This window comes from Bacillus cereus group sp. MYBK216-1 (assembly GCF_051916495.1).
Classification (GTDB): Bacteria; Bacillota; Bacilli; order Bacillales; family Bacillaceae_G; genus Bacillus_A; species Bacillus_A thuringiensis_K.
In genome coordinates this window covers 807,600-819,539 of the sequence record NZ_JBQAGT010000001.1, presented here as the reverse complement: position 1 = coordinate 819,539, position 11,940 = coordinate 807,600, and the positions used below count along the sequence as shown (strand labels likewise).

The following is an 11,940-nucleotide window of genomic DNA, read 5'->3' as shown; positions in this document are numbered from 1 at the left end:
GAATATACACTTAAACACCCTCTCAAGTTATTTTAGTCGTAATAAGTTGACCAGCTTCATTAATAGTAACTTTCCATTTCGCTCCACTAGCAGTCTTCATGATTATACCTTTACTTGCCTCTATTTCAATATCTCCAAACATTCTGCCACCAGTTGTCGCTAACCAAGCATTCCCGTTTTCCAGAGAAGATCTTGCAAAGATACGATTAATTCGAAAACGCTTATGATCTTGAGAATAACCACTTAATGTAATTCTTACTTTATATAGTTGATTCGCCTTCATATTCGATATAATTGTATCGCCTACATTTAATGGAACATCCGATGCGATAACCCAATTTCCAGTTGCGCTTAATGCATATTCAATTTTAATTTTTTTTGGACTCTCTCCCCATCCAAAATACATTCCGAAACAATTTAACATTTGTATTGGTTTTTTCGTAAAATCCAGTTCAATAACAACTGGATTACTATCTAGAACGTCAATATAGTTTACACTTTGTTCATCTATTAAATTAAAGCAATTTGCTAGATTTCCACCGTACGGTACTTTCCCACTTACTTGCTTAACAATATACTTTTGCTGAGCATTTACTAATATATCATCTTGATTGCCTATTAAGTGAGGTTTATTTAACGTAATCGGTAACTGAATTCGAAGAGATTCTTCATAGGTAGACTTACAAACATTATATTGCCCTTTATCTACAATAGTTGTCGAAAGCAGATTTGAAAAAAGGTAGTTACGATGAGAATTAGAAGAAAATTCAATGACAATTTGTTCACTACTCATCCGGTACGTATCCCAGATCATACAATCAAATGTATTATACGCACCTGAGCAACGAATTACTTTTTTCGTTTGTTGTCTACATTGTACTTGAATATCATGAAACGTATTTCCTGAACTTTCATTTGGTAAATCACTATTTCCATCTACTTCAATCCCATACACACATCCATCAATAAATATAGATTGAAATACATTGGCGTTAATCCAACAAGGTGTATTGATATCATTTATATATTCTGTCTTCAAATGTATTGCAGTTTGAAAGTTTTTAATTTGAATAAATTTAACTTGAAAGAAACTAATAAAATCCCATGCCTTTTGACAATAAAAATGTATAGCTTTTCCTTTATACGATGGGGTTGCATTTACTATATTTATATTTGATATAACAGATTGATTAGGTACTTCGATTTGTTGTGAACCAGAAACATAAATAACAACAGATTGAAACAATGGATTTATAACTTGAAGAGTACCACCAACTATCGAAGCGTTACTTTGTAGCTCAAATGCATTAAAATCTCCATCAATTTGCAGCGTTACGGTAGGATCTAACTCTAATCTTACGTTTGATTTAATAACAATCGGCTTTACAATTTTGTACGTATTTACCCCGGTAATTCTAACCGTCGAAATTCGATTCGCTACACAATAATCAATAGCTTGCTGAATTGCTAATGAGCTATCATTTCCCGAGTTTGGAACTGCGCCAAAACAATTAATGTGAACGCTACTTTCTGGCACACAATCTTCTTGGGAAGAAATATATTGTGACAAAATAAATTCACTCCTCATATTACCTTTTTCATATAATATGTGAGTTGTCTCTTAAAAGTTTCTATAATAAAAAAAACAAACGACCTACCCGGTCATTTGTTTAATTCATATATATTTTTCGTTTCCTCTATCATTTTAGTTAACGAGAAATACATCATTGCTTTCTCTCGTGCTTTTAGTCTAATAGCAATTACCTTTTCTTCATTCCCTTGTAGTTCCTCAAGCGCACTCGCGAATTCATATTCGCAATATTCAGATATCAAAACACCTGATTCTCCATCTATTACTGCTTCATGTATTCCACCAACATCTATTGAAACTATTGGTGTCCCTGTAGCCATTGCTTCAATTACTACCATTGGAAACACTTCACGAAAAGATAATAAAAGTAAGGCATCCATATTCCCTATAAACTCATGCGGCTCAGAAATATTTCCTAGCATCTTTACACTCTGTTGCAATCCATATTTTTCTATTTCTTTCATAATCGGTTCTTTCTCTGGTCCATCACCAGCAATATAAAACATAAAATCATTTCTCTTTTTCAACACATTTGCAATTTTGACAAATAGTAGATGGTTTTTCTCTTTGGATAATCTAGCTAATATCCCTATTTTATATGTAGATTCTTTCTTTTTCTGCTGGAATAAAAACTTTTCAATATCGACACCGTTATAAATTGTATTTATTTTTTCTTCTGCTACATGAATTGAAATTAAATTATTCTTTTCAAACTCACTTACTGTAATAATATTGTTTACATATTTATTCATGAAATAACGAAAAAGCGTTGGCATTTTCTTTTCTAATATCGTTACATTATGTTTCGTATAAACAATTTTCATCTTTTTTTTAATAAACTTTTGAAGTAGCAAAGCATATAATACCATTCGCAAACTATTTGCATGAATAAGTTCTATCTTTCGTTTACAAATTTCGTTTCGTAAATAATAAATATTCCTCAAATGATTCCATCGACTAAGTAAGATGAAATTTTCTTTTCTAGTAAGAGATTCATATAGTTCTCCATCACCTGCAGCTGTATAAATCTTAAAATCCTCATAACGCAAATTACTTTCCAATTTACAGAAATAGCTCTCGGCTCCGCCAGTTATCAATTTATCTGTCATCAACAGTATATTCATAATTGCGTCTTCCCAACTACATTGATTTTATTTTTTTTATAAGCATGATAAGCATACTTGCTGAAATAGTAAAAAATTTGTACCGAATTCAGTCTTTCTTGTTCCCTTAACAATTTCCAATACCGGAAAGCTGCTCTAATTTTATTTCTAGAAACAGAATTTGTAACAATTCTATATTTTGCTAACACTTGCTGTATCCCTTTTGCTTCATACCCTTTATGTAATAAGTTCAGCCATAACGCTGTATCTTCCGGCTGTATACTAGGCATTTCTACATACGGAATTTTTTCACGATCAATCATCACTGTTAAACACCCGATAATTGTATTTCCTACTAAATAATGATAGTCAACAGATTTTGGTACACTCACTTCGCAATTTAGTTCATTACCATTTTCATCAATTAAACTATACGACGCATATGAAAAAGCAATATTCATTTCTTCCATAAATAACAATTGTGTCTTCAATTTATGCGGCAACCATATATCATCACTATCTAAAAAGGCAATATACCTTCCTCTTGCCTCTTGGATCGCTAAATTCCGAGCTTTAGCAGCACCAACATTTTCTTTTAATGATAATAATCTAATTCGTGAGTCTCCTTCTATTATCTCTTTAATTTTTTCCGCAGATTGGTCGGTTGAACCGTCATCAACGATAATCATTTCCCAGTTTTCATACGATTGATTCTGTACAGATAAAATTGTCTCACCTATAAATCGTATACTATTATAAGAAGGTGTTATTACAGAAACATAAGGCGGCTCGTTATGTGCTGATAGACATTTTACCATCTATCTTTCCCCTTCCTTCATATATTGAAATATACTTCACAACAACTGCTAAAAATAAAAAGAACGCTTCGTTAATAATGAGTGACAATGACATCATCTGAAATAAAAATGCAATCATAGTCAATAGAAGGTATGGTTTTTCACGAAACAAAGTATGCTGCGCTAGCTTGAATATTAATATGAATAAAAACGCGCTATATAGAAGAAAACCAATTGTACCCGATTCAGACAAAATTTCTAAAAATGTATTGTGTACATACAATTTTTCATTAAATTGATACTCATAATAATTCGAAAAGTTAAAAGCACCGATTCCGATATATGCATTGGATAAATAATATTTAAAAGCAGCTTCCCATAATGTAAATCTACCACTTCCATTATCATGGGAAAAATCAGAGATTCGTTTATTTAATATGTCATCTAATTGCCCCCCCATTACACTATTCGATAAACTAAAAATAACTACACTAAACAATACTAAACTCATAATTATTTTTATTTTTTTAGCGAAACTAGACATACATATATATACAAAAACGACAAGCACAAGCGCTAATATACCACCCCTTGAAAAGGTTAATAGACTCGTCGTAACACATAAAATTAACCCTAGGATGTTAGTGATATTTTGTAAATTAGTCATATAGTACATAAAAAATATTGTATTATAGAAAATAAAAATGTTAGGATCATCTAGCAATCCAATTAACCGTGGATATCCTCTATCAACTAATAAACCAGCAAAAATTTCTCTCTCTTCTCCACCGTATAAACTAAAGTATTGTAAACCGATTATATAGAGTATTAGACTTACAATATTAAATACTACTCCTACATAAGCAATAGATGATTCAAGTACCACTATTTCAGTATTCCCCAATAAATTCCTCATTATAAAATAGCATCCTAAAACGAGTAGCACGCCAAAAATCATACGAATACTAGCATTTAAATACATAGAAAGAATTCCACTTAAACAATAAATGAAATAAAACAGTAAAAATATAACTTCATGAAAATATAACTTTTGAATATGAAAGTTTTTAATTGTTAAACAAAAATATATGACTAAAAAAATCATATATATTTTCAATGAAAATCCAATATATAAATTGTATTTACTTAACATAACAAATAATATTAGAAGAATAATCCATCCCATCGATACTTTCATACTATTTTCCATAGGCTATATCCCCTGTTTCGTAATATAATCCTTTTTGCGTATTTTTCTTATAAAAGAAAGAAGAAGTTTTTTTAGCTCATAATCATATAGGAATATGGCAGCTACTACAATTAGTATATTAAGAACAAGCGCAATTAAATGATATGTATGCAATATATATTGCACTCCAATAAAGGTTACACCAAAATAAATTGTATACGGCATTACAATTTGGAATACAATTTTTTTCTTCACTACACTTACCGCTATATATCCCACTAAAGCGACAATTTCAAATAAAACCATAGCGTATGCCGCTCCTATCACTCCACCAAGACTACTAAAGCTATAAAGCATAACCCCACCTATCACCAATGCTACACACTGCACAACAGTTCTCTTATTTTGGCATCCACTCGTCGTTAAACCGTCAGCAATGGCAATATTTAAACTTTGTAGCACAATAAGAAATGATAATATTTGGAGTGGTTCTACTGCATTGCTCCATTCTTCATGAAAAAATATAGAAATAAAGTATGGTGCTAAATGATATAAACCAATCGTCATACATATTCCTACAATCGCCATTGATTTAATTTGAAGCAAATTTAATTTCGTATGCGCTTCTAAATTATTCTGGTTATAATGCTTAAAGAGCACTGGAAAAAATGCACCTGCAATTACCCCTGGTACTTGATATAAAGCTGCCGGCATCCGGTACGCCACTGCAAAAACACCTACCATACTTAATGGCAATGTATAGTTAAGCAAGATAGGCGCTAATTGTGGCGTACTCATTATTAAAAAACCGCTAATAATAAAGGGAGTTAATTGCCAAAATAACGCTTTATGAATTACGACTTTCATATTCATTTTTGTCTTTCTTCTCATGATATATATACTGAATACACCACCGATCATATACCCAAAAGCATATAAGCGAGCTGTTACATACACCGGTAACTCTCCGAAAATACAAAAACATGTAATTATAATGACAACTGATGCTGATACAACTTTTATGAGCGCTATATACTTCATTCGTTCCGTCAGTTGAAAATAGGCAACCCCTATGTTTTGCCAAGTTAATCCTATTAACATGAAAAACATTACGTTTATCATCATATAAATTAAATTTTTATCCGCATACATATAATGAATAGCAATATAACCGATGATAGAAATAAAAATAAGTAGAATCATCCTTATTTTTATATACGATGATAAAATCTGCTCTAAATCTGCTCCATCCTTTGCCCCTTCTCGAAGAAACGTATTACTAAGTCCTAAGTCTGTAAAAAATAACATAACAAACGTCACTGCTATGGCAACACTAAACATCCCATAATGTTGTGTGTTAAAAAAGTTTGCTAAAACAATTAAACTGACGGCCTGAAGAAGGTTAGCTAAAATCGTACTATAAAATAGATGGATAATATTGTTTAGAATAGATCTACCCATACCAGTTCTCCTTTGCAAGTAACCTACTTACATATGTTGTTTGTTTACATATATATTTATCTTGCACCATTACCATTCAATACAATTAAAACGGTTTTACATAAAATACGGATGTCCATCCGAAATGTTTTCATTTCAATATACTCCATATCCAGCCTCAACTTTTCCTTTGGATCAAGATTATACCCTCCATTTATTTGTGCCCATCCTGTTAATCCTGGTTTTACTATTAAACGTTCCTTAAACTCTGGAATATACGCATCAAACTCATTATAAAAAAACTCTCTCTCTGGTCTAGGGCCTACAAAAGACATATCTCCTCTTAAAATATTTAAAAGTTGCGGTAATTCATCAATTCTCGTTTTTCTTATAAACAATCCAACTTTTGTAATTCTTTGATCATGTTCTTTTGCCCATTGTGGTCCGTTCATTTCAGCATCCTTTACCATCGACCTTAATTTAAATACATTAAACTTCTTCCCGTTTATACCTAAACGTTCTTGAAAGTAAAATGGAGCACCTGATGTTTCTAAAGTAATCATAATACAAAAGAACAACATAATTGGTATTGTTAATAGTAACAATATGATTGAAAATATAATATCAAACAAGCGTTTTACACTTCGATTCAATATACTAGGCTTTTCTTGAGCCGGAATCGTATACAACTTGGCTTGATTTGTTTCACGAATCATGGATCGTTACCCCCACATTCAAGAATATAAAATTATACCTATTAATTCACATTCTTTCCTCTTTATATCCGCTATTACTTTTTGCACTGTACGTAGTGAATCTTTTCGCTTTTTAACTGCTAAGACCACTCCATCGCATTTCCCTGCAATAATGTGCGTAGCAGGAAGATCAAATACTTCAGAAGAATAAAAGAAAATGTAATCAAAATCTTCTTTCCACTTAGCAATCGCATTATCAAATTCATCCATAGCAACTAAGGGGGTCCCTGTGTGTACTGTTTTTTTTGCAGGAATACAATATAAGTATTTAGACAAATTACTAGAAAAAGATTCATAATTGCAGGGGGAAGAGCTTATTATATCGTTTACTGTTATCATGTGATCACTTTGTAATAATACATGTAATTTAGGATCAGAAAAATTCACATCAATAAGTAACACCTTTTTCTTCATTTCCGCAAACACTAGACCCATATTTACTATAAGCGAGGCAACAACCCCTCTGTCCTTCGTTGAACTAACTGTGAACAGTTGTTTTCCAGATTTTTTTAGCTCGTGATACACCGTATAAAACTGTTCTTTCATCAGATCATCATGCAGATCGAATGGCAGCTGTTTCTTTGTCCTAAACATCAACATGTTCACCTCGATATATAGATGATTGTTTATCAACCTCTGTAGGTTTCTTTTTTCTATTCGGTTTCATATTTATGTGACCAATAACAGAGACTGTTGTTATTTTCTCTAAATCTTGTTCCGTGTATATACGTTCATCAAAATAATCTCGAAATACAGCTAAACCTACCCCAACAAAAAAACTAACAATTAAAGAAATAGGAATGATTAGTTGAAATTTTGGAAACAATTTTTCAGCCTGTTCCTGTAACTCAGGATCCGTCAACACTTTCACACCTTGTACATTTGTGTACTGTTGAAAACTTTGTTGTGATTGCTCTGCCAATGTCTTTACAATGTCTTTCACGACTTTCGGATTGGAATCTTTTACTGTAACAGTTACAATTTGTGAGTTATCCGTATTCACAACCGAGATTTTTTGTGCTAATTCATGACTTGATTGCTCTAATTTCAAAGTTTTTTTGACTGTTGAAATAATTAATGGGCTTTTTAAAATATCAACATACGATGTTACTAGTTGCTTATTTTCTTGTGTTTTATTTGTTGAATTTTCCTTATTAAACTCATCTAAATTCCCAACAAGAATTTGCGTTGAATATTGATATGACGGCTTTAGAACATACATTGAGATAAGAACTAAAGAAGCGGTTAAACAACACATCGTTAAAATAATCGTTACGAATCTTCTTTTCAATAATTGTTGAAAATCTTTTATACTCATTTCTTGCTTCAATTATTTCACCGCCCTTTTCTGAATAACATCCTGCAAGTCACTCTTTACAGATAACTCTCTCTTCTTTCTGTCCACTTGTTTTGTTACATAGTTTCCGACTCTGAATGCAAACTTTTCTACATATACATACGAAAGTATTGCAAGTATAAACGAAAAAACAAGTGAAAAAATTAAAATAATAGGCAATGGTAATATTTCATGGAGCATGTATATAAGGGAGAACAACGATATAATATGGTATAAATAAAGACTGTAAGAAATCTTCCCCAAATATAACAAGTATTTATTACGTAGCAAGGACGACAAAGTTGATATTGACAAACTTAATATGACAAATAGACTTGCACTTATCGCCACTACGTAGTCTCGAAATATAAAATTATTGAGCACTTTAATTTCTCCAATAAGTCCTTCATACATAAAAAGTAAAATCGCAAATAAAAACCATGCAATTTTCGTGTTTTTAGTACAATTACTATAAAAAACTATTAAATTGTTTTTATACTTCGCAACTAGTGCTCCTAGTAAAAACAGCACCGTGTAATGCACTGTTAATGCATAGCTTGTCAATGTTAAGCCCGAACGAAACAAAAATAATATTACAACAGAACATATACTTAAACTAAACAATAATAGTAATGAACACCTCAACGTTTTTCGTAAACAAATCATCAAAATTAACGGAAAAATTATTGATATTCGCATTTCATGGACAAGTGACCAAATCACACCGTTATATGCATCTGTATTGTATTTCCCAACCAATAAAATATGTTGCGCTATTAAGCTTGAAGAGCTTTCAATCGTCCATGAGCGATTAAACCATTCACTTAAATAAGAAATACCATATTCACTAATTGTAGCCTGGCATATAATAGCTATAATTAGTGCTACAATATAGGGAATATATATTCTGCATATACGTTTTAAAAGGTATGCCCCATAACTACTATAGTTTTTTTGAATAGATTCGTACAAAACAAATCCGCTCAAAACAAAAAAGATAATAACAGATTCGTTACCACTACTAAAAATAAGACGAGCAGGCGTTTCTTTTAATAGGTACACAACAAATGGTTTATTATCTCCATAACTGTAATTTTGAAATGCTAAAAAAATCATTAAATGATGACCGATCATTACTATTAATGAAGAAATCCCTCTTATAGAATCCAATTCCTCGTATCTCTTCATCTTTTTACATCAACTCCTAATGAAATGATAATAATCATTTCAAAGCGACATCTTTATTCATATTCCTCTCCTTTCTTTTCATTCCAATTTTTCATATTAAAATGATTTTATAGTATAAATTTGAGTGTATTGTAACATTTTTTGTAATATTATGAATAGCGAATCCTAAAAATTGGTATATACCAATTTCAACCTCGAAAAATGAGTAATATTGATAGAAAAACACTATAAAAATATCTTGCATATTTACAAAATTAAAGAGCTGAATAGCGTTTTTTCAATATAAAATAAAAAAGATAGCCTACATAGGCTATCTTTTTTATTTTATTTAATTACTGGCACCACTATATGCTACATGTCGTTTCTCAATTCTCTCTTCAATTTCTTTCATATTTTCTTTATTATTTAATAGTGATTGTTTATTTTCAATTAATAATTGTTTAAAAGATTTTCTCACTTTTTTTCTCATTTTCATTGTCCTCCTTGGGGGATGGTTTATATAAAAGATAAAGAATTATCTGTGTGTTCTTATAATAATTGATTGTTGTGAATTCTATTTGAACTTCATATGAAAATTCTATTTATTTTCTGACAACTTTGTGAACACGCAAAAAGAGACTATCTAAAACTATATTGAAATTAATTTACTTCATTATATTTTGTCGAAACATTTATATATTTAAAATTGAGTTCGACATAATTTTATTTACTATAATACTGTTTACAAAAACAAAAAGAAGGTGTTACCAAGTCAAAGTTCGACTTATGCAACATCCCTCTTTCCAAGCTATTTATAGCATATTTATTAATATTTCAGGTCTTCCCCAATTCATTTCTTCACAAACAAATCTAATTTTTTCTGCATCCATTGTGTGTAATCCTTCTTCTAGTGAACATGAAATTGGAACTTCACAGTGAATTTGGGCTAATTGTAACGAAATATTTAAGTTCTCTAAATCACTTTCAATCTTCGTACGCTGCGCTTTTGTTAATGATTCTACATTTTCTAGTACAGCGGATACTGTTCCGTGCTCTTGAATAAGCTTATACGCTGTTTTTTCACCGATACCTTTTACACCTGGATAATTATCACTTGTATCTCCCATGAAAGCTTTTGCATGGACGATTTGCCACGGCTCTACACCTTTTTCTTCCATGATTTTCTCCGGTGTGTAATATTCGTAATTTCCAATTCCTTTACGCAGAAGCATAACTGTAACGTTCTTATCAACAAGTTGAAGTAAATCTGTATCACCTGTTAAAATATAAACTTCAGCTTCATTGCAGTATTGTTTTGCAAGCGTACCGATACAATCATCCGCTTCGTAGCCTTTCATACCGATAACTGGAATGGATAATTTCGCAGTCATTTCTTGCACTAAATCGAATTGAGGAATTAATTCTTCTGGTGGCGCTGCACGATTTGCTTTATAATTCGAGAACGATTCTGTTCTAAATGTCGTACTTCCCATATCCCAGCATGTAACGATATGTGTTGGTTCGATCGCTTGCGTAGCTGTTAATAAGTGTTTCATATAACCATGAATTCCGTTGGTAGGGGTTCCATCTTGTCGTTTCATAAATTGTCCGTAGACACTTGTTGCGTAAAAAGCACGAAATAATAGTGCCATACCATCAACTAATAATACTTTTTTCATAATTCCTCTCCTATTAAAAAAATAATAACCTTACGTTATCACGTAAGGTTATATAAATAGATTACCATTCTACGTTTTTGCTCAACTTTGTCTATTATACATTGTTTTTGTATATTTAGCATCATTAACACATTAAGACGTTCTACTACAACAAGTATGCAATATGCCTGAATACGTATTTTTCCCAGTAGAAACAACGACAGCTTTTGCATTTCCACTAACGATATACGAACCTTTAAAACATACATTTTCAAGCTCAAGTGGATTATAATCTTTCATCCGTTTTAATGGAATAAATCGTTTACGTTCAAGGTGATAGCAGCTCTCAAACTTCTCTATATTCGCTTCGTTTCCCGTTAACACAGACTCATTCACTAATAAGTCATCTGCATAAATAATACGTACATCAGCTGGCACAGCATCTCCAGCCGAAAGAAAAATCATATCTCCAGGTACAAGTTCTCGCACTGGTATCTCCATCATTTTCAGTTCACTATTTAGCCCTGTACTACTAGAACATTCTACTCTAGATACAGTAATCGTTTCACGTTGTAATTCATCACACACACGTTGTTTTGAAAAACCTGGAATCATGCCACCAAGCTTCATCATGACTTCTGTAAGAAGTGCTCTTTTGGAAGTTAGTTCATTTCGGCCATATACTTGAATACGTTTTTGTGCCTCTTTCATTGATAGTCCGTCTCTTGTTGTTTTAAAATATGCAAATACAGATTTGACATCTCTTGTTGCAATTTCAATTAATAAATCTTTATTTTTTTGGAGCATTGTTTGTTCTTTTATTGATTTTTTACTTAGTTTATATGACGTGTTACCCACAGTTTTGTTTGCATATAACATATTATCGTCTCCTCCTTTACAACAT

12 protein-coding genes are annotated in these 11,940 nt (G+C 31.5%); all 12 read right to left on the bottom strand.

What is annotated here, in order from left to right:
• Positions 1 to 22 precede the first annotated feature (22 nt).
• Positions 23 to 1,570, bottom strand: coding sequence for a hypothetical protein (locus ACTFRH_RS04405; RefSeq protein WP_000084976.1), 1,548 nt, complete (start codon positions 1,568 to 1,570; stop codon positions 23 to 25).
• Positions 1,571 to 1,662: 92 nt separating this feature from the next.
• Positions 1,663 to 2,715, bottom strand: coding sequence for a glycosyltransferase family 4 protein (locus ACTFRH_RS04400; RefSeq protein ID WP_001023712.1), 1,053 nt, complete (start codon positions 2,713 to 2,715; stop codon positions 1,663 to 1,665).
• Entirely contained in the window at positions 2,712 to 3,512 is an 801-nt protein-coding gene (locus ACTFRH_RS04395) for a glycosyltransferase family 2 protein (protein WP_000237678.1), read from the bottom strand. Before ACTFRH_RS04395 ends, ACTFRH_RS04400 begins: the two co-directional genes overlap by 4 nt.
• Complete coding sequence (locus ACTFRH_RS04390) at positions 3,487 to 4,701, bottom strand: O-antigen ligase family protein (protein WP_000431762.1); 1,215 nt, start codon at positions 4,699 to 4,701, stop codon at positions 3,487 to 3,489. Before ACTFRH_RS04390 ends, ACTFRH_RS04395 begins: the two co-directional genes overlap by 26 nt.
• Positions 4,702 to 4,704: 3 nt before the next feature.
• On the bottom strand, positions 4,705 to 6,141 hold the full coding sequence (locus ACTFRH_RS04385) for an oligosaccharide flippase family protein (RefSeq protein WP_000533737.1): 1,437 nt from the start codon (positions 6,139 to 6,141) through the stop codon (positions 4,705 to 4,707).
• Positions 6,142 to 6,197: 56 nt separating this feature from the next.
• Positions 6,198 to 6,836, bottom strand: coding sequence for a sugar transferase (locus tag ACTFRH_RS04380; protein WP_000617641.1), 639 nt, complete (start codon positions 6,834 to 6,836; stop codon positions 6,198 to 6,200).
• 18 nt (positions 6,837 to 6,854) lie between these two features.
• Entirely contained in the window at positions 6,855 to 7,475 is a 621-nt protein-coding gene (locus ACTFRH_RS04375; protein WP_002163913.1) for a CpsD/CapB family tyrosine-protein kinase, read from the bottom strand.
• On the bottom strand, positions 7,462 to 8,205 hold the full coding sequence (locus tag ACTFRH_RS04370) for a YveK family protein (protein ID WP_000807051.1): 744 nt from the start codon (positions 8,203 to 8,205) through the stop codon (positions 7,462 to 7,464). The genes ACTFRH_RS04375 and ACTFRH_RS04370 overlap by 14 nt, the downstream gene beginning before the upstream one ends.
• The gene (locus tag ACTFRH_RS04365; RefSeq protein ID WP_000833038.1) at positions 8,206 to 9,399 is read right to left on the bottom strand and encodes an acyltransferase family protein; all 1,194 of its coding nucleotides are present in this window, start codon (positions 9,397 to 9,399) and stop codon (positions 8,206 to 8,208) included.
• A gap of 328 nt (positions 9,400 to 9,727) precedes the next feature.
• Positions 9,728 to 9,868 carry an FbpB family small basic protein gene (locus ACTFRH_RS04360; protein WP_001228048.1) on the bottom strand — a complete coding sequence of 47 codons (141 nt, stop codon included), beginning with the start codon at positions 9,866 to 9,868 and terminating at the stop codon, positions 9,728 to 9,730.
• A gap of 322 nt (positions 9,869 to 10,190) precedes the next feature.
• A complete protein-coding gene (locus ACTFRH_RS04355) occupies positions 10,191 to 11,057 on the bottom strand; it encodes a 5'-3' exonuclease (protein WP_000757070.1) in 867 nt (288 codons plus the stop codon).
• 132 nt (positions 11,058 to 11,189) lie between these two features.
• Positions 11,190 to 11,915, bottom strand: coding sequence for a P-type ATPase (locus ACTFRH_RS04350; RefSeq protein WP_000964954.1), 726 nt, complete (start codon positions 11,913 to 11,915; stop codon positions 11,190 to 11,192).
• Positions 11,916 to 11,940: the final 25 nt, after the last annotated feature.

What these genes read in the sequence shown, in the direction of transcription:
- ACTFRH_RS04400 (WP_001023712.1), bottom strand. Translation starts at nt 2,715, where the DNA reads ATGAATATACTGTTGATGACAGATAAATTGATAACTGGCGGAGCCGAG.
- ACTFRH_RS04395 (WP_000237678.1), bottom strand. Translation starts at nt 3,512, where the DNA reads ATGGTAAAATGTCTATCAGCACATAACGAGCCGCCTTATGTTTCTGTA.
- ACTFRH_RS04390 (WP_000431762.1), bottom strand. Translation starts at nt 4,701, where the DNA reads ATGGAAAATAGTATGAAAGTATCGATGGGATGGATTATTCTTCTAATA.
- ACTFRH_RS04385 (WP_000533737.1), bottom strand. Translation starts at nt 6,141, where the DNA reads ATGGGTAGATCTATTCTAAACAATATTATCCATCTATTTTATAGTACG.
- ACTFRH_RS04380 (WP_000617641.1), bottom strand. Translation starts at nt 6,836, where the DNA reads ATGATTCGTGAAACAAATCAAGCCAAGTTGTATACGATTCCGGCTCAA.
- ACTFRH_RS04375 (WP_002163913.1), bottom strand. Translation starts at nt 7,475, where the DNA reads ATGTTGATGTTTAGGACAAAGAAACAGCTGCCATTCGATCTGCATGAT.
- ACTFRH_RS04365 (WP_000833038.1), bottom strand. Translation starts at nt 9,399, where the DNA reads ATGAAGAGATACGAGGAATTGGATTCTATAAGAGGGATTTCTTCATTA.
- ACTFRH_RS04360 (WP_001228048.1), bottom strand. Translation starts at nt 9,868, where the DNA reads ATGAGAAAAAAAGTGAGAAAATCTTTTAAACAATTATTAATTGAAAAT.
- ACTFRH_RS04355 (WP_000757070.1), bottom strand. Translation starts at nt 11,057, where the DNA reads ATGAAAAAAGTATTATTAGTTGATGGTATGGCACTATTATTTCGTGCT.
- ACTFRH_RS04350 (WP_000964954.1), bottom strand. Translation starts at nt 11,915, where the DNA reads ATGTTATATGCAAACAAAACTGTGGGTAACACGTCATATAAACTAAGT.